General features: G+C 60.8%; 14 protein-coding genes. 5 read left to right on the top strand and 9 right to left on the bottom strand.

The window, feature by feature from the left end; translation table 11 throughout:
• Positions 1–134 precede the first annotated feature (134 nt).
• The 3 genes from ASG68_RS19575 to ASG68_RS19565 all read left to right on the top strand — a co-directional run bounded on the left by ASG68_RS19575 (position 135) and on the right by ASG68_RS19565 (position 1,200).
• Entirely contained in the window at positions 135–653 is a 519-nt protein-coding gene (locus ASG68_RS19575; RefSeq protein WP_062580109.1) for an SspB family protein, read from the top strand.
• 22 nt (positions 654–675) lie between these two features.
• Positions 676–876 (top strand): DUF4169 family protein, encoded by a 201-nt coding sequence (locus ASG68_RS19570; protein WP_062580108.1) that lies wholly within the window; start codon positions 676–678, stop codon positions 874–876.
• Between the two features lie 105 nt (positions 877–981).
• Entirely contained in the window at positions 982–1,200 is a 219-nt protein-coding gene (locus ASG68_RS19565) for a ribbon-helix-helix domain-containing protein (protein ID WP_062580106.1), read from the top strand.
• A 144-nt stretch (positions 1,201–1,344) separates the two neighbouring features.
• On the opposite strand, the gene ASG68_RS31520 is transcribed toward ASG68_RS19565, so the two are convergent.
• From ASG68_RS31520 to ASG68_RS19540, 5 genes are all read right to left on the bottom strand, one after another.
• Positions 1,345–1,506 carry a hypothetical protein gene (locus ASG68_RS31520; protein ID WP_156373736.1) on the bottom strand — a complete coding sequence of 54 codons (162 nt, stop codon included), beginning with the start codon at positions 1,504–1,506 and terminating at the stop codon, positions 1,345–1,347.
• Between the two features lie 742 nt (positions 1,507–2,248).
• A complete protein-coding gene (locus ASG68_RS19560) occupies positions 2,249–6,070 on the bottom strand; it encodes an AsmA-like C-terminal region-containing protein (protein WP_062610051.1) in 3,822 nt (1,273 codons plus the stop codon).
• Positions 6,071–6,153: 83 nt separating this feature from the next.
• Complete coding sequence (locus ASG68_RS19555; protein WP_062580100.1) at positions 6,154–7,563, bottom strand: FAD-binding oxidoreductase; 1,410 nt, start codon at positions 7,561–7,563, stop codon at positions 6,154–6,156.
• 482 nt (positions 7,564–8,045) lie between these two features.
• On the bottom strand, positions 8,046–11,186 hold the full coding sequence (locus tag ASG68_RS19545) for an efflux RND transporter permease subunit (RefSeq protein WP_062580096.1): 3,141 nt from the start codon (positions 11,184–11,186) through the stop codon (positions 8,046–8,048).
• Positions 11,183–12,412: an efflux RND transporter periplasmic adaptor subunit gene (locus ASG68_RS19540; protein ID WP_062580093.1), complete on the bottom strand. Its 1,230-nt coding sequence runs from the start codon at positions 12,410–12,412 to the stop codon at positions 11,183–11,185. Before ASG68_RS19540 ends, ASG68_RS19545 begins: the two co-directional genes overlap by 4 nt.
• Positions 12,413–12,595: 183 nt before the next feature.
• On the opposite strand from ASG68_RS19540, the gene ASG68_RS19535 reads away from it, so the two are divergent.
• Both ASG68_RS19535 and ASG68_RS19530 read left to right on the top strand, forming a co-directional pair.
• Entirely contained in the window at positions 12,596–13,006 is a 411-nt protein-coding gene (locus tag ASG68_RS19535) for a carboxymuconolactone decarboxylase family protein (protein WP_062580091.1), read from the top strand.
• Positions 13,007–13,109: 103 nt separating this feature from the next.
• Positions 13,110–15,584: an ATP-dependent helicase gene (locus ASG68_RS19530; protein WP_062602536.1), complete on the top strand. Its 2,475-nt coding sequence runs from the start codon at positions 13,110–13,112 to the stop codon at positions 15,582–15,584.
• Positions 15,585–15,656: 72 nt separating this feature from the next.
• On the opposite strand, the gene ASG68_RS19525 is transcribed toward ASG68_RS19530, so the two are convergent.
• From ASG68_RS19525 to ASG68_RS19510, 4 genes are all read right to left on the bottom strand, one after another.
• Positions 15,657–17,027: a hypothetical protein gene (locus ASG68_RS19525; RefSeq protein WP_062580087.1), complete on the bottom strand. Its 1,371-nt coding sequence runs from the start codon at positions 17,025–17,027 to the stop codon at positions 15,657–15,659.
• A gap of 98 nt (positions 17,028–17,125) precedes the next feature.
• The gene (locus ASG68_RS19520; protein ID WP_413814031.1) at positions 17,126–17,350 is read right to left on the bottom strand and encodes a type II toxin-antitoxin system RelE/ParE family toxin; all 225 of its coding nucleotides are present in this window, start codon (positions 17,348–17,350) and stop codon (positions 17,126–17,128) included.
• 10 nt (positions 17,351–17,360) lie between these two features.
• Positions 17,361–17,681, bottom strand: coding sequence for a CopG family ribbon-helix-helix protein (locus tag ASG68_RS19515; RefSeq protein WP_062580085.1), 321 nt, complete (start codon positions 17,679–17,681; stop codon positions 17,361–17,363).
• A gap of 935 nt (positions 17,682–18,616) precedes the next feature.
• The gene (locus tag ASG68_RS19510; protein ID WP_062580083.1) at positions 18,617–19,090 is read right to left on the bottom strand and encodes a VOC family protein; all 474 of its coding nucleotides are present in this window, start codon (positions 19,088–19,090) and stop codon (positions 18,617–18,619) included.
• Between the last annotated feature and the right edge of the window lie 103 nt (positions 19,091–19,193).

Here is a 19,193-nt window from a genome sequence, read left to right as displayed (position 1 = left end):
CATCGTTTGTCATTCTCCAATGCCTTGAAATGGTCTATAGATGATGCAAATGACTCGTATGTCAGGACTTTCCTGCGTACAGAGCCGATGGCATAAGACTAACAGAGTTGAGTTACAAGAAAGACGGGGATCTTATGGGCCAAGACCATATCCGCTACGACATTCTCGCGCAGGACGCCCTTCGCAGCGTCATTCGCAAGGTTCTGATCGAAGTCGCAGCGACAGGCGCCCTTCCCGGTGATCATCATTTCTTCATCACATTCCTCACCGGCGCGCCGGGTGTACGCATTTCCCAGCACCTGAAGGCCAAATATGCCGAGCAAATGACCATCGTCGTGCAGCACCAGTTCTGGGACCTGAAGGTCACCGAAACGCTGTTCGAGATCGGCCTGTCCTTCTCCGATACACCGGAAAAGCTCGTCATCCCCTTCAACGCCATTCGCGGCTTCTATGACCCGTCGGTCAATTTCGAACTCGAATTCGATGTTGCAGCCACGGAGGAAGAAGAAAGCGAAGGCGCCGAGATCACCGCTTACCCGATCACGTCCGTCGAGAAACCTTCCGAAGCCGAAACCGAAGCCAAGACCGGCGACGACGGCAAGAAGGAAGGCGGCTCGGTGATCTCGCTTGATTCCTTCCGCAAGAAGAACTGAAGCCAGTTTTAAGGATACCGTCATGTCCGGCGACGTCGTCAATCTCCGTCAATTCCGCAAGCAGAAGGCGCGGACGGAGAAAGACAAGGTTGCCGAACAGAACCGCATCTCCTTCGGCCGCACCAAGGCCGAAAAGCAACTGACCAGCGCTTTGAACGACAAGGCCGGGAAGGCGCTCGATCAGGGCCGGCGCGAAACGACGCCGGACGACGGGGAAACCTGACCACAGCGCATCATCAGCCGGCACAGATCTTCATAAAATCAAGACCTTGGGCGGAAAACCGGAATCAATCCGGTAGATAATTGAATCATTCCCTGAGGTCGATCGATGATCCGCAAGCATTCCGCAACCTTGCACGGCCATCGCACCAGCTTCACGCTGGAAGAGCCCTTCTGGATCGAATTGAAATCGATCGCGGCAGCCCGAGGGATGGCGCTGGCGCAATTGATCGCCGAAATCGACGACACACGCGACGCCGACAGCAACCTCTCGTCGGCGCTGCGGGTCTATGTGCTTGAATGGGTCAAATCGGATGGAAGCCGGTAAGACGAGTGATTTTTTTGCAGTCACTCCATACCCTAAATGTTTAGATCGTGGTCATGCATGGGACTTCGGCCTGCGGAGAAGGCATGAAAAAATCCGCCAGCGTAACCGGCGGATCGACTATTCGCAAACGGATGAGGTCCGGGCTTAGCGCAAGACTGCGGCCCACCATGCGCCCCAAGGGGACTCGACCGAACGTCCGGCGACGCAGACATCGGCGATGCCGTCCGCGCAGGGCAAAGCGCTCGCTGCGGTAGCAATGACGAGGGTGATGGCGACTGCACTCAAGACGGTCGTCAACATACGCATGTGAAGTAGTCCTTCTGTGGTTGTTCACAGTCCGATATTCACCAGCGATTGTGGCTAAAAACAGCATAACCTAATACACGATCTCGTGAAAGAATGTCAGTCCTTCTCGATGTCGGACCCCATCGGCCATGGTACCCACCGGTCACCGGTCGGTTGAAGATCCGGCCACACGGCGCCGCTATCGTCGCTGACAACTTTCTTTGCGTGAGGCCCGACGATAACCTTCGTCTTGAGCCCGTCTGGGTAGATCTCGGTAAGGAGCTGGTAGACCTGTAGTGGACCGGTGCGAAGAGGGGGAAATCGACATATTGGCCAGGCACGATGCCGGACACGTCAGCCAAAGCAAGCGCTGCAAATGGCCGGGTTTGGCCGCTCTTATAAAACTCGACTTTGTACATGCTGAATGCCTCCGCTGACCACATTCAGCATGCACCAATGGCGCGAGTGAGTCGAGGCGTGAGGTTAACGGGGCGGAAACTCCGACTTTGATACCGGCATGAGGGATTTATTCTCAACTCTTCTGCTGGAGAAACTCGTCCAAGGCGATCGTTTCCTTCCGGATCACATCGGAGGTTAAGGCAGGGAGAGGAGACAACAGAGGCTGCGGTACCGCAAATGTGACAACCTCCCCTTTCGGAAAAGATGGCCGCAGGCCGGAAGGGCTGTACAAGCCCCTAGCCTTGCATAACCTATTCCACAAGCCAGAACGTCCCCTTCGTAAATACGAATAAACTCAACCACCTTACTGTGGCGTGACACCGGGCAGCGCGTCAAAATTCAACGGCCGATTGGGCACGATATCCTGCTGCTGCCCACTCTCCCCCCCACCCTGCGGCGCCGACAGATCCTCACCCCGAGCGACGCCCTGTGAGGGATCAAACGGCTGGATATTCAGGGTTTTTTCTTCCTTCGCCTTGCGTGCGGCCTCTGCGGCCGCCCTCGCTTCCGCCGCCGCCTTCTCCGCGGCGGCAGCCTCCTCTGCAGCCTTTTTCTCGGCTGTTGCCTTGGCCTCGGCTTCCGCCTTCAGGCGAGCCGCTTCCTTCGCTGCAAGCTCACGCCGGCGCTGTTCTTCCTCTGCCCGCAGGCGCGCAGACTCGCGCTCGACCGCATTGGCCTTGTAAAGCGCCACTTCGCGGCGCAGCCGCTGCTTTTCCAGCACATTGGCCTGCAGCGTCTCGACGCGGCGGCGTTCCCGCTCGAAGGCTCGGAGTGACAGGAAGTTCGACAGGTCCGTCGCATCCAGCGTCATGCCCGGCGATTGCAGCAGCCCCGCATAGTTGAGGCTGACCTGGGCTTCCGCGCCGGTCAGCGCCTCCTCGCCCGGACGAAAATCAACGTCTATACCAGCCGTGATGCGTTCGTCGGGAAAGCTGATTTCCAGATTGCCGGCGAGACCCGCCGCATTATCGGCGGCCGTGACATTCTGCGCCCTCAGCGTGCCGCCGGCGATCGAGAAGGGAACCGTGATCGAGCCGAGCACCGTGTCCCCCGACAGGATGCTTTTTGCAGCAAACGGCTGGACCGCATCCGGCGTGATATCGCCCTGAAGACTGTCGGCGGCGGCCATCAGGTCCGGCAGCGCCGCCGTGTTCAGGCCGTGAATGGTGACGTCGCGCAGTGTCGCTGTGCCGGAGCCGCTCGTCGATTCCGCCATGGCGCGGGCCGTCTTGCCGGACGCTTCCATCGACAGTGCTAGGTCGAAGCGTCCTTCGGCAACCGCCGCACCGCCGGACTTCCAGGCTGCGGCGGCCAGATCGCCGTCCTTCAGATCGAGTTGTGTCTGAAAGAAGCCGGACCCGTCGCCATTGCCAAGCAGCAGGCGTCCCTCCGCCTTGCCGCCCAGCCAGCCGCCGGCAAGCGAGGAAAGCTCGATCTGGTCGCCCTTCCAGAGAAGCTTGCCGGTCATGTCCGAAATCGCGCCATAAACGCCCAGCCAGAACCGTTTCGCCGTCACATCGACGGCGACATCGAAGCCGGACCAGGCCGGCTGCACCACCGGCGCCGACGACAGGTCACCCGTCGCGCCGTCCTGCACGCCGCCGAGAATGCCCTCGCCGATCCAGCCCATATCCAGCGTGTCGAGCGCGATCTGCCCCGTCGCCTTGCCCGGTGCCTTGCGGTCCAGCGCGACGCTTCCGGAAAACGCATTGCCATCCGCCTTGCCTTCGATGCCCGACAATGTCACGGCATCCGGCGTGGTCGCCACATCCGCCTTCAGCGCCAGAGGCAGCCCCGCCCCCATCTGCGGCAGGCCGATGCCCTGCAACAGCAGGAAAGGCTCGAAGTCGCGGCTTTCGAGGTTGATCTTCGTCTGGCCGGACAGAAACGCATCGCGCGACAGTTCGATATCGCCGCTGGCCGAAAGCGACGTATGTTCCGTGGTAAAGGTCAGTCCGGCATTGGCCTTCTGTCCGTCCGTCCCTTCCAGCTTGATCGACAGCAGCGCGTTGGCATCCGCATCGAACGGCAGCGGATCGAAGCCCACCTGCCCGAGAAGAACCGGCGTCGCGGGATTTTCCAGCGTCGCCTCCAGCAGGATGCCCTGCCCGCTCAGAGCCTGTCCGATATTGGGCGCCTGATAATTGGCGGCGATCTTGGTGCCGTTCGATGAACCGATAATACCGAACGTCACCGGAGCCTTGCCATCCTGACTGCCGGTCGAGAGCGTCAGGTCGAGCGCCGCATCGGTATAATAGGGGCCGCTGCGAACAAGACGTTCCAGCGCCGGATGGGCTGCGGCATGGCGCTCGATCATCTTCAGGAACGGGGTCAGATCCGGTGAGGCCAGCTTCATCTTGGCCGAGATCACCGGCGCCGTGATGTCCCCGCTCATCCGGCCGGACAGCGCAAGTTGCGCCCCCGCCAGATTGCCGATCGAGACACGCTCGGCCTGCAATTGCCCGTTCTTGAGCGTCGCCACCAGCTGGACGTCACCGGCATCCTCGTCGAAGGCGGAAAACTGCTCGGCGGACAGATCGGCGGCAATGGTGTGCGCCAGAACCGTTTCGTTTGAGGAATCGCCCGCCACGAGCCCGGCCAGCGCTCTCAGCGCCTCCAGGTCGATGCGATTACCCTTCAACTGTAAAGACAGGCTCGGCGGCGCGCCATCCAGCGCCTGCCGCTCGATGCGTCCGCGCAGGACCGCCGGGCCGGCAGCGACTTCCAGCCGCTCGAATTGCTGCAGCGTGTCGGTCAGGTTGACCGTCGCCGAAAAACCGGCGGTCTTCAGCTTGCGGATCGCCGGATCGACGGAGCCGGCAAGCCAGGTCGCAAGCCCCGACGGCTGGTTGGACGCAACCAGCATTTCGCCACGAAACGCCCGCTGACCACTCAGCTGCAGCCGGCCCTTGGCCTCGAACTGCGTGCGTCCCGGCAATTGCGCGACGGCATTGTCGATCATCCAGCCGGAATTGTCGGGCCGAAGGTCGAGCCGAACCTCGCGCACCGTGGTGTCACCGACAACGATCGCCGGCAGTTTCAGGCTGGCGCGGCCGGGAACCTGCGGGATCGGAATATCGGCGGCGATCGCCATCATCGCGGCCAGCCGCTGGCGCACGGAAATCGCGGGGTCACGCCCCGTCTTTCCCGCCTCGCCGGTATTGCCGATGCGGCTGACGTCGATCTGCTGGCCATCCGCCAGAAGCAGGAATTCCTGGTCCTTGCCGGTATCCAGCGTCGCCTCGCCGGTCACCAGATACGGGTCATCCTTGGGGCCAACCTCAAGCCGGTATTCCGGCACCCGGATACGCTCGTTGGTCAGCTGGAATGCGCCTGTCACGCGAAGCGCGGAAGCCTGCGTTTCCTGCGCCTTCTGTGCTTCCGCCGGCCGGTTTTCGGTCAGCGTGAAATTACCTTGATAGACCGGCTTGAAATCGACGATCTTCAGGTCGCCATCGAGCTCGACGCCGAACGGCCGCTTGTCGGGCGTCAGGCGCGAGCGCAGGCCGAGCACGCCGGTATCGTCCGGCTCACCGCTGGAAAAGGAAAAACTACCGGACTCACCATCCAGCGCCGCGCGCCCGTCGATCTTCCACGGTCCCGCCAGCGAGCGGGCGGACAGGTCGGCCTCAAGCCCGGTGACACGCCGGGTCCGGCCTGTCTGCTCGTCGATGAAATCTATCTGCCCGCCGGTGATCTCGACATTTTCGAGCACGACATTCTTCGCCGGGATCGAAGCTTTACGGCCCCTTGCCCAGTCAAGCGTGCCGTCCGGCAGAAGCCTGATCTTCGCCTTTGGCTGTTCCAGCCGCATGTCGAAGATCAGCGCCTCGCCCGACAGGAACGGCGCCAGTTCCGCATCCATGGAGAAATGCTCGACCTGGACCAGCGGTTCGCCGGTCTCGGACTGGCCGACACGGACGTCGTTGAGGGTCACGGACGGAAATGGAATGAGCTTGGCATCGACACTGCCATGAACCACAACGGGCTTGCCCATGATGCGGCTCGCCTCACGCTCGAAATCCTTGCGAAAATCGGTCCAGTCCACGAACATTGGCGCGATCAGCGCGACAAACAGCGCCACGACCAGAAGACCACCGATGAAAGCCAGAATTCGCGAAAGCACCAGTTACAAGCCCTATCTCATCTCTCTACCGCACATAGCGCTCCGGCAGACCGTCACCACTCCTTAGCACTCGAATACCGTTTTCACATGGCAAAAATCTTGCCGGGATTGAAGATGTTACCGGGATCCATCGCGCGCTTCACCTGCCGCATCAGGTCCAGCGCATCGCCAAGTTCGGCTTCGAGGAACGGCATCTTGCCCTGCCCGATGCCGTGCTCACCGGTGCAGGTGCCGTCCATTGCCAGCGCGCGCTCGTTCAGGCGGGCAACAAAAGCCTCGGCTTTGGCGATATCCGCATCGTCCTTGTCGTCAAACAGCAGCCCGACATGAAAGTTCCCGTCGCCGGCATGGCCGACGATCGGGGCGATCAGGTTGTTGGCGAGAATGTCCTCATGCGTCGCCTCGACGCAATCGGCCAGCCGCGAGATCGGCACGCAGATATCGGTGGAGAGAATGGCCAGTCCGGGCGCCAGGCTCTTCTGCGCCCAATAGGCATTGTGCCGCGCCTTCCACAGTGCGTTGCGTTCGTCCGTATTGGCCGTCCAGCGAAATTCGGAACTGCCGAATTCGGCAGCGATTTCGGCAAACTGCTTGGATTGCAACGCAACGCTCTCCGCACTGCCGTGAAACTCGACGAACAGGGTCGGCGCCTCCGGAAACGCGAGGCCCGAATAGGCATTGCTCGCCCGCATCTGTAGCGCATCGAGCAATTCGATGCGCGCTACCGGAATGCCCGACTGGATGGTCAGGATTACCGTGTTGCAGGCGTCGCCGACCGAAGGAAACGAACAGACCCCACCCGCGATCACTTCCGGAATGCCCTGAAGCCGCAGCGTGATCGAGGTGATGATGCCAAGCGTGCCTTCGGCCCCGACGAACAGACGGGTCAAATCATAGCCCGCCGATGATTTCTTGGCGCGATGAGCCGTGCGGATTTCCTTTCCCCCGGCCGTCACGGCGGTGACCGCGAGCACATTGTCCTTCATCGTGCCATAGCGCACCGCATTCGTGCCTGAGGCCCGCGTCGAGGCCATGCCGCCGATCGAGGCATTGGCGCCGGGGTCGATCGGGAAGAACAGGCCAGTGTCGCGCAGATAGACGTTCAGTGCCTCGCGCGTAATGCCCGGCTGGACCGTGCAGTCGAAATCCGACGCGTTGACTTCGAGCACCTTGTCCATGCGGCTCATGTCGACGCTGATGCCGCCATGCGGCGCATTGATATGCCCCTCAAGCGAGGAACCTGTCCCGAACGGGATCAGCGGCACACCATGGTCTGCGGCAATTGCAACGAGTGCCTCGACCTCGGCAGCACTGTCTGGAAAAACAACGGCGTCGGGCAGTTGGGCCGGAATATAGGTGGTCGTGTGTGCATGCTGGGCGCGAATGGCCTCGCCGGTCTGAAAACGATCACCGAAACGGGCACTCAACAATGGCAGTGCGGCGGCAATACCCGTTTCGTTGCGGACACCCGCCCTAATCGCCTTCAATGCCATCCGACCTCCCCGAACCGCCGCGCCATGCATCGCGGAAATTCTTAAATTTCAACGCGCTACTGTGCAAATCGGAATCACTTTGTCCAGAACCTCACCGGTAACATCAGGGGTTTAGCAAAGAATTGTGACGGGGTGAGACAGTCCGGACACAGGGCAGAAATCGCTACATCCTTGCAAAGAAGCTGAAGCCGACCGATGGGTCGTCAGCCGGCCCAGATTGTCGAAAAAATCAGTTTTTGGCCCGACCCTAAGGCCACCTCTAAGCCCATAATTACCATTCTCTCCGTCATGCCTGTGCTTGTCACAGGCATCCAGCCAGCTCAAGTCATTGAGCTGAAGGGATTCTTTGACCCGACAGACGTCGGGTCGCTGGATCCCCGCCACAAGGGCGGGGAAGACGGAGTGTAAGGAGATGTTTTCGCCGAATAACCGGCTCTGCCACTTATCAGCAGCCTTAACCGGCCGAAAGCTGTCGCCCCTGCCTACTCAGCCGCCTCTGCCAGTTGCAGCGTCTCGGCGTGCTGCATCTCCCGCTGCAAACGCCGTTCCTCATCGACATGCGGCTTGGTGAAGCGGGCAATGACGAGATAGGCCACCGGAGTGAGGTACAGCGTCACGACGGTCGCGAGCCCGAGACCGCCGACCAGCACCCAGCCGAGCGCCACGCGGGCCTCGGCGCCGGCACCGCTTGCCAGCACCAGCGGCACTGCGCCGACAATGGTGGCGATCATCGTCATCATCACCGGACGCAGACGGATATTGGCGGCATTTTCGATCGCCGAGCGCAGGTCCTCGCCACGGTCACGCAGCTGGTTGGCGAATTCGACGATCAGGATGCCGTTCTTCGCCATGATCCCCACCAGCAGCACCAGCCCGATCTGGCTGTAGATGTTCAGCGTGTTGCCCGTCAGCAGCATGGCGAACACGGCGCAGGCAAGCCCGAGCGGCACCGTCGACATGATGATCAGGCCGCTGATCAGGCTTTCAAACTGCGCCGCGAGCACCAGGAAGATGATGACGATGGCAAAGCCGAAGGTGACGAACATCCCGTTGGCGTTCTCGTTCAGGGTCGCCGCCTCGGCCAGCGGCACCACGCGAGATCCCGGCGGCAGAAGCGGTTCGGCCATCGTCTCGACCATGGACAGGGCATCACCAAGTGCCAGACCGGAGGTCAGACCCGCCGACAGCGAGACAGCGCGCAGCTGCGATTCCCGCGACAATTGCGGCGCAACGGCCCGTTCCTCGACACTGGCGATCGTCGACATCGGCACAATCTTGCCGTCCCCGGTCTTCAGGAAGATGTTCTGAAGGTCGGTGGGATCGTTGACCGGGTTGGTGGTCGAGAGCAGCTTGACCGGATAGGATTCGCCCTCGACATAGACATCGAGCACGCTGTTCCCATCGAGCATCGCCTGCAGCGCCGAGGACAGGCCGACAATGTCGATGCCGAGATCGGAAGCCCGTTCGCGGTCGATCGTCACGGAAAGCTGCGCCTGGTTGGCCTCATAGTTCAGACGCACATTCTCGAAGCGCCCGCTGTCTTCCATCTGCCGCACCAGCTTGCTGGCGGCATCGCCGAGTTTGGAATAATCATTGCCGACCAGCGCCACCTGCAGCCCGTTGCCGGCGCCGCGAATGCCAAGACTGTTGGGCTGCATCGGAAAGGCACGGATCGAAGGAATATTGGCCGTCATCTTGGCGATATCGGCCGAAATCTGCTGCTGTGTCCGCTCGCGGTCGGCCCATGGCGCAAGCGTCAGCACCATGAAGCCGCTATTGACGGATCCGCCCTGCCCCGAAATCGAGAAGACATTGGCGATCTCGCCATTCTCGACGAACGGTTTCAGCCCATCCTCGACCCGTCGCATCTGCTCCTGCGTATATTCGAGCGACACACCCTGCTGGGCCTGGATGCGCAGAAGGATACGCGATCGATCTTCCGTCGGCGTCAGTTCCGACTTCAGCAGCGTGAACGCACCGGCACCGGCCGCCGTCACCATGACCGCGACCATGAAGACGACCACCGGCGTGTTGAGGCAGGCCCGCAGTGTCCGCCTGTAGAATGCTGCCGCGAAATAGCCGATCCGCCCCATGAAACCCGTATGCCCATGTCCTTCCGCGTGCGGCTTGAGCATGCGCGAGGCGAGCATCGGGCACAGCGTCAACGCCACAAAAGCCGATAACATGATGGCGAAGGCCAGCACGAAACCGAACTCGCGGAAAAGCCCGCCTGTCTGGCCCGGAAGGAACGACAGCGGGACAAAGACGGCGGCGAGCGTCGCAGTCGTGGCGATGACGGCGAAGAACACCTCCAGCGTTCCGAGCACGGCGGCCGCGCGTGGTCCCATGCCCTCGCCCCGCCGGCGCACGATGTTTTCGAGCACGACGATCGCGTCATCCACCACAAGCCCCGTCGCCAGAACGATGGCGAGCAGCGTCAGGATGTTGATCGAGAACCCGGCCAGATAGATCGCCGCACAGGTGCCGACCAGCGCGATCGGCATGGTCAGCGTCGGAATGAGCGTCGCGCGCCAGTCGAGCAGGAAGAGATAGATGACGAGGGTCACGATGACCACCGAGGCGACGAGCGCGATCTCCACCTCATGGATCGCACCGTCGATAAACACGGCGTCGTCACTGGTGACCTTGAGCGTCGTTCCCTTGGGAAGAATTTCGGCAATGGTCGCGACCGTATTGGCAACGCCCCGCGAAATGTCGAGCGTATTCGACTGCGCCTGGCGGATGATTCCGAGACCGATCCCCTGCCGGCCGTCGGAGCGCAACGAGGACGTGCCGATATCCGGACCGAGCGTGACGGTCGCGACATCGCCGAGACGGACATTGTTGCTGAGAATGAGGTTTTCGAACTGATCAGGCGTCTGCAGGTCGGCGGTGGCGCGCACCGAAATGTCCTGGTCCACACTGGTGAGCGACCCTGCAGGCACGTCGAGCGAAGCGCTTGCCAGCGCCGTGCGCAGGTTGGCAATGGTAATCCCTCGCCCCGCCAGCTTGGCCTGGTTGACATCGATTCGGAAAATCTTCTCCTGGTCGCCATTGATCTGGACGTCCGCGACGCCCTCGACGGCTGCCAGCCGGTCGGTGATCTCGTTTTCGGCGAGCAGCGTCAGGTCTTCCATCGACAGCGTGTCGGAGGTCAGCGCCAGTCGCATGATCGGCTGGCTGTCGGCATCGGCCTTGACGATGCGCGGCTCGTCGGCATCTTCCGGCAACTGGCCAGTGACCCGGCCCAGCGCATCGCGAATGTCGTTCGACGCTTGGCCGATATCGGTCGTGTCGGAAAACTGCAGCGTCACCCGGCTCTGGGCATATTGCGAGGTCGAGGAAATGTTCTTGATGCCCTGGACGCGCGACACCGCGCCTTCGATCACCGACGTCAGTTCGCGGTCCACCGTTTCCGGCGAGGCGCCGTCGAAGGTCGTGTTGACGGACACGACGGGCTGGTCGACCTGCGGCAATTCGCGGATCTCGATGCCGTTCAGCGCGGCAAGACCGGCGACGATAATCAGCGTGTTGACCACCAGCGCGAAGATGGGCCGGCGGATGAAGAGAGCGGTGAAACCGGCGCTGCGGCCGGCGCCTGTATGATGCGCATCGCCGCTCATTTCGCCGTCTCCGCTTCCGAGACTTTCTGCTCGGCAGGTTGGGCCTCGGCCGGCTTCTTGCCGTTGCGCCGCTCCTGCTGCTGTTCTGCCAGCCGCACAGCGCCGCCGTCGCGCAGTCGCTGCACGCCTTCCATCACCACGGCATCGCCCTTGGCCAGTTCGGCATCGACCAGCACCTTGTCGGAATTGCGCTGGATGATCTTGACCGGCACCCTTTGGCTTTTCTCTTCCTGCACACGCCAGACATAGGAGCCATCGGCACTCCACTGCACCGCCAGTGGATTGACCGTCGGATACTGATCACCGGCAAAGCGCACCGAAACGGAGAAGGACATGCCGGCCCGAAGCGTATCATCAGGGTTCTCGATCCGCGCCCTAACCCGCAATGTACGGCTTTCCTGATCGACCCTGTTGTCGATGGCATCGATGACGCCGGACAGCTCGGACGTCGGCAGAGCGATTGCTGTCGCCGATACGTCCTGACCGACGGAAATCTTGTTGGAAAAACGCTCCGGCACCCAGAAATCGACAAGGATCTGGGACCGGTCATCGACAACCGCAATCGGCGTCGAGGTGGTGACGTAGTCGCCCGGATTGACCGTGATGATGCCGACGATGCCGGCGGACGGCGAGACGATATCGCGGCGCTTGAGATCAAGCTCGGCCGTCTTCAATGCCAGCTCCGCCGCCTGCATGGCGAACTCGGCATCGCGCAGCACGGCGACCGAAACGGCATTGCCGAGCTTGCGGTTGCGCTCGACCTTTTCCTTGGCGCTTTCCACGGCGACCTTGGCCTGGTCGGCGGCAATGGCCTGTTCATCGCTGTCAAGGCGGGCGATCACCTGCCCCTTCTCGATCCTGTCGCCGGATTTCGCCAGCACTTCGGTGAGATTGCCGGTCGCCTGCGGCGTCACGCTGACCGACAGGATCGCCGCGCCGTTGCCGATCGCGTTCAGCCGGTCATTGACCACGGCGACATCCACGGGTTGCGTCACGACCAGCGTCGCTCCGCCACCGCCACCCTGATTGCGACGGCCCTGCCCGCTCCCCTGACCTTGGCCTCCGTCCTTGGCTTCACCGGCCGGCTTGGCGACGAGCGCGATCACCTGCTGCGGCACACCGGCCTTGGCCAGCATCGCATCCGCACCCGGCACGAAATGAACCCAGACGCCGAGGGCGGCGACGAGAATGACCAGGCAGATCAAAAGCTGCTTCCAAAGCCGCATGCAGAACTCCAAATTGAATAAGGCGCGTCCCGGCCGAACGGCGCACGGGATCGTTGTTTTCTGCGACTATCTCCCCTTGCTGCACTGCAAGCAATCCTAGAATGCCATCATTACGTATTTGTAATAGAACGGTTTTAGCCAATGCGCGGATTGCGATCCGCCCCTGCCGACGAGGAGACCTTCATGAGCACCATCGCCCGAAACGCCGACGCCGAATCCGATCCCAGGGTCAAGGCCGTCTTCGACGACATCCGCACGACGCGCAAATCCGATTTCATCAACAATATGTGGCATTACCTCGCCTTCGATCCCGGCCTGCTCGAAAGCACCTGGGCCGAGGTCAAGGCGGTCATGGCGATGCCCTCGACACTCGATCCGCTCGTCAAGGAGATGCTTTATATAGCCGTCTCCGTCACCAATGGCTGCACCTATTGCGCCCACTCGCATACGGCAGCCGCGAAAGCCAAGGGCATGAGCGCCGAGCAGTATGCCGATCTCCTGCGCGTCATATCGCTCGCCGCCAAGACCAACCAGCTGGCGACGGCGCTGCAGCTTCCCGTCGATCCCGCCTTCGATGCCGATCATCAGCCCTGATCGCGGCGGAATGGCGACGCAAACGGTGAAGAAGCGGCTGCTTGCGGAATAAAAGCAGAACGGAATTCTGGCCTTTCGGCTCCGAATCACTACATTGAGCCGCATGAGCAATGGTTTTGACGATATTCCCTTCTTCGACGAGGAGCCGGCGCCGCGTCCTGCGCGTGGAGCGAGCCACCAGCCTGCCCCGCCAGCGCCCGCCGCAAGCGGCATCGCGGCGCGCGCCATGGCTGCCCGCGACCAGCATCGTGTGCCCGATTATCTCTCCGGCCTGAACCCCGAACAGCGCGACGCGGTGGAAACCCTCGATGGCCCCGTCCTCGTGCTTGCCGGTGCCGGCACCGGCAAGACGCGCGTGCTGACCACCCGCATCGCCCATATCCTCGCCTCGGCAAAAGCCTTCCCCAGCCAGATCCTCGCCGTCACCTTCACCAACAAAGCGGCCCGCGAAATGAAGGAGCGCGTCGGCGTTCTCGTCGGCGGCGCGGTCGAGGGCATGCCGTGGATGGGCACCTTCCATTCGATCGGCGTCAAGCTGATGCGCCGCCATGCCGAACTGGTCGGCCTCAAGTCCTCCTTCACCATCCTCGACACCGATGATGTCGTGCGCGTGATCAAGCAACTGATCCAGGCCGAGGGGATCGACGACAAGCGCTGGCCGGCCAAGCAGTTCGCCCAGATGATCGACGGCTGGAAGAACAAGGGCCTCGGCCCGGCCGAAATCCCCGAAGGCGACGCCCGCTCCTTTGCCAACGGAAAGGGCCGCGAGCTCTACGCCGCTTACCAGGCGCGGCTGACAACACTCAACGCCTGCGATTTCGGCGATCTGCTGCTTCATCCCATCCGCATGTTCCGCGCCCATCCGGATGTGCTGAAGGAATATCACGACAAGTTCCGCTACATCTTGGTCGACGAGTACCAGGACACCAACACCGCCCAGTATATGTGGCTGCGGCTTCTCGCCCAGCGGCCGAAGGGCACGCCGCAGAATGTCTGCTGCGTTGGTGATGACGACCAGTCGATCTATGGCTGGCGCGGCGCGGAAGTGGACAATATCCTGCGCTTCGAAAAAGATTTCCCCGGCGCCAAGGTGATCAAGCTGGAGCGCAATTACCGCTCCACCGAGCATATTCTCGGCGCCGCCGGCCATCTGATCGCCCATAATGAAGGCCGCCTCGGCAAGACGCTGTTCACCGACCGCGTCGATCCGAACGACCAGAAGGTGCAGGTCCATGCCGCCTGGGATTCGGAGGAGGAAGCCCGCGCCGTCGGCGAGGAAATCGAAAGCCTCCAGCGCAACAAGCACAATCTCAACGACATGGCGATCCTGGTGCGCGCCTCGTTCCAGATGCGCGAGTTCGAAGACCGCTTCGTCACGCTCGGCCTGAACTACCGCGTTATCGGCGGCCCGCGCTTCTATGAGCGCATGGAAATCCGCGATGCGCTGGCCTATTTCCGCCTCGTCTGCCAGCCGGCCGACGACCTCGCCTTCGAGCGCATCATCAATACGCCCAAGCGCGGCCTCGGCGACACCACCGTGCGCGCCCTGCACGACTATGCCCGAAAGCGGGATATCCCGATGCTGGCGGCCACCGCCGACATCATCGAAACCGACGAGATGAAGGCCAAGCCCCGCAAGTCGCTGTTCGACGTCGTCACCATGTTCCAGCGCTGGCAGACCCTGCTCGAAACCACGCCGCACACCGAACTCGCCGAGACCATTCTCGAGGAGTCCGGCTATACCGACATGTGGAAGAACGACAAGTCGGCGGAAGCACCGGGACGGCTGGAAAACCTGAAGGAACTGATCCGCTCGATGGAGCAGTTCGAAAGCATGCGCGGCTTCCTCGAACATATCGCGCTGGTCATGGACGCCGAGACCAACGAAAACCTCGATGCCGTCTCGATCATGACGCTGCATTCCGCCAAGGGCCTGGAATTTGAAACCGTCTTCCTGCCCGGTTGGGAGGAAGGCCTGTTTCCGCACCAGCGCGCACTCGACGAAGGCGGCCGCGCCGGCCTCGAGGAAGAGCGCCGCCTCGCCTATGTCGGCTTGACGCGCGCCAAGCGCCGCTGCCATATCTGGTTCGTCTCCAACCGCCGCATCCACGGCCTGTGGCAATCGACGCTGCCCTCGCGCTTCCTCGACGAACTGCCGGTCACCCATGTCGAAGTGTCGGAAGCCGAACAGTCCTATGGCGGCTACAACAGGGGCGGCTATGGCCAGTCCCGCTTCGACAAGCAAGAACCCTTCGCCAACACCTATTCCACCCCCGGCTGGAAACGCGCCCAAGCCAACAGGACCGACGCCACCCGCGACAACTGGGGCAACCGCTCCGGCGTCTCGATCGAACGCATCGGCTATGGCGAAAGCGGCCCCAAAGCCCGCACCATCGACGGCGAACTCGTCGCCAAATCAAAAATCGACGAACCCTCGAAATTCTCCCTCGGCGACCGCGTCTTCCACATCAAGTTCGGCAACGGCAATATCGCCGCGATCGAGGGCAACAAGCTGACGATCGACTTTGATCGCGCCGGGCAGAAGCGGGTGCTGGACGGGTTTGTGGAGAGGGTGTGAGGGAGTAAATGTGCGAGGACTTAGCGCCAGAAGCCGACGCCGATCGTTATATGGACGGCTGGTAGGCCATCTCTATTTCGGCGAGGAAGATGTCTTTGCTTCGGGACTTGCGATTTCCTTAGCGATCTCCGAGAATGAACGTCTTGTTTGATCATCATCGAACTCAATCACAATTAAGTCGTCATCGAATTCATCTCCCTTTGTTTCCAAGCGAATATCGCGAATGCAGCGCTTACCGCTTGATAGCGCCTCCCTGACACTTCCGACGAATATGGCGTTGCGATCCTTTTCAGTAATGTCACCTGTAAGCAAATCGATCAGCGTACGGGCGGAGATTTTCATTCCCCTAACTCCCTCTTTTAGGAACCAAGACGTGCCTAGCCGAGGATCCCATCTTCTTTGCCATCTTTGGTCCTGCTCCATAATTGATTTTATAGAGTAGGGTTTGCGCATTGTTGCCGGTATCTGTTTCAATGCACGGGTAAATTCTGCAATGAGGGTAGACTGCACCTTCAATGAGAGTCCGTTCCTCATAAACGCTTCAACAGACGTCGCTGGAACGTGATTTGAAAATGCGGTGAAGGCAATCAGACCGCTGGAACTCGCCGCAGCCACATCTTTGCAGCCCACTGTGAAAACAAAATCAACCTCAGACTCACTCACGATATGGTTGAACATGTCCGCCGCCGTCTCCCCAACGCCTTGATATCGGCGCGGGTCTGAAAACATTTGATTGCCGCCGTCACAGAGTATCAAGCCTATATAATGCGTAGACCGATAAGGCAGTAACTGATCACGTGCGCGCGCGATTGCATAATTGCTCTGGTTGTTTTTGATTTTTTGTAGACGGTCCGGAATAGAACAACTCCAACCGAAATATGGTCGGTTCCAAGATCGCTTTTCGAATTGAGCGGTAATTACTCCGGGCACGCGAATTAAAGCTTTTTCGACGGTGCCGTCTTGCAAAAACACCTCGAATTGACGGCGGAACGCCTCGCTCCTTGTCGGGTCATCAAGCGTGGCCGGCTGGCGGGGAATATGCTTTGAAGTAGCCCACTCGAAGTAGCGAACTTCGATCGTTCCTGTAAGCGTAGGATAGATCGCCCTCGCCAACTCTTCGATTTTTTTCGTCGCTTTATCCAAGCGCTCCTTAAATGTAAAAGTGTCTCCAGAAAGAGACTTAACATCGAACATCACGGGTTGGTCGAGATTTAGTTCAACCTCACCGTCCGGCTGCTTCTGATTTCTTATTCTTACAGGATGCGGCCTTGCTCCTATTGCGGACGACGTTGCCCATAACACCGCCAGTTCCCACGTCGCCGCGATTGACTCATTTGCGTCCCAACTATCAAGGGCTTTAGCTAACTTTCGACGTTCTTCAGCGGGCAACTTGTCTCCAAGCTCATGGAGCATGGAAATAATCTTACGGCGGGGAAACAGCATGGCTAAACCTCGTCAAGAGCGCTGATTTATATTTGGTTCTTGCCACAATGGAAATGTCACAAAGTCCCTACTCCAAGGCAACTTGTGGGAGAATCCCATTAAAACCCCACCTCCCGCTGATGCCGCACCGCCAGCACCGTGACGACCTCGCCATTGAACCGATACCGAGCCACATAGCCGCTATCTCCGAAATCGATCAGCCATTCACGAAATTCATCCGGCAACCCATCTATCGGGCGGCCGATATGCGGCTGCAGGCCCAGGATACGTGTTCCATGCAGGATCGCCTCTGCGGCCCGCCGCGCTGCCTGCGGGTTCTTCACCCGCAGAAATTCACGCAGCCTTTCGAGGTCTCGGAGCGCGGCAGGAGCAAAAATACGGCTGGCATTTCGGTGTCGGCAGCTCGTTTTCCGAACCCCAACTCGACAACCATTTCTCCACATCGTCAGCGCTGGCATGCAGACCAGTTTCCTGAAATTCCTCCCAGGCCTTGAGCGTCTCTTCACGAAACGCTTCCCGCTTCTCTTCGCGCTCGACATATTGCGCGATCGCCTCGCGCATGATCCAGTGGGACGTCCGGCGGCGTGCCGCAGCCAGGTTTTGCACGCGGGTTTTCAACTCGTCTTCAAGTTTGACGGACGTCACTGCTGTCACTTGATCACTCCGGCGCTCAGGTATTACCTCGCAATACCTTATCTCAGATCAGCACGCGTGAAAAGCAGACACTCTCCGGTGCAGTTTTCACGCTCACGACAAAATTCATCCCCGCAAATCCCCGCCCCCATCGCCCCGTGCCATACTCCCCTCGTCCTGCCATCGGATACACCGGAAAGCGTTGCCGGCGAGGTGGGGCCGGTGCTCCTGGTCTGTGTTTGAAACGCAGGCACGATCCGGAGGGCCTGCAGAAAGTGGTTTCCCTCCCGTTTGAAACACGATCGGGGCGTGCCTGTGAGGCACACAACAGACCGGATGGCGGCGNCCGGATGGGGGACAGACGTAAGCCCTTGTCCGGTGGATTGGCAGAAAGTGGTTTCCCTCCCGTTTGAAACACGATCGGGGCGTGCCTGTGAGGCACACAACAGACCGGATGGCGGCGCCAATGCCGCCAGACCCTGGTGGTCCCCCGAAAGGGGTGCCGTTCTGGCAGAGAAACCGGAGTTGCAGGTAAAAACCACCGAGACGGGACACATCGCGTGTCAATTACTTAACTACTCACTAAGGCACACGATGTGTCCCGGCCGAGTTCATATTTCAAGCCACGGGCGAAACGCGCCGCGTGAGGGTTTTCGCGTGGCTGCGGGGATGGGGAAAGGAAGGCAATAACGGTCAAGTTGCGTCGACAGAGATTGGGTGTCGCTCATGGTCGCTCGTCGAACTCAGTCCCCTTTCCCAGCCAGTTATTCAGCGGCAGCCACACCCCTCCCGCTCGCTTCGCTCGCCGCCCTCCCCACAGGTGGGAGGGCTGACACGCAGCCGGCCTCTCGCAACACAGATGGCTCATTTTCGCGGAAGAGACTGCAGGTTAAGCCCCTCCCCCTTGTGGGGAGGGGTTGGGGAGGGGTCTTGTCCAGGGGGCAAAAACCAGCCCCCTACCCTCGCCGCGCCGCCTCGATCGTCGCGACGTCGATCTTCTTCATGTCCATCATCGCATCGAAGGCGCGCTTGGCTTCGGCTCCACCGGCGGCGAGTGCGTCTGTCAAGGCGCGCGGCGTGATCTGCCAGGAAATGCCCCAGCGGTCCTTGCACCAGCCGCAGGCGCTCTCCTCGCCGCCATTGTCGACGATGGCGTTCCAGTAGCGGTCGGTCTCCTCCTGATCGTCGGTGGCGATCTGGAAGGAGAAGGCTTCGTTGTGCTTGAAGATCGGCCCGCCATTCAGCCCGAGGCAGGCGATGCCGAAGACCGTGAACTCGACAGTGAGCACGTCGCCCTCGCTGCCGGAGGGATAATCGCTCGGCGCCTTGTGCACGGCGCTGACGGCGCTGTCGGGAAACACCTCCGCATAGAAGCGGGCGGCGGCTTCCGCGTCCTTGTCATACCACAAGCAGATCGTATTCTTGGCCATCAGCCTCTCCTCCCGGTTTGCATCCCACCCCATCCGCCACGCGGTCCGGTCCGCGGCAGAGCGCGTTCCTCTGGCAAGGGTGCTGCAAAGACTATGGCCGGCG

Source organism: Rhizobium sp. Leaf453 (assembly GCF_001425605.1).
Classification (GTDB): Bacteria; Pseudomonadota; Alphaproteobacteria; order Rhizobiales; family Rhizobiaceae; genus Pararhizobium.
This window is presented reverse-complemented; position numbering and strand designations above follow the sequence as displayed.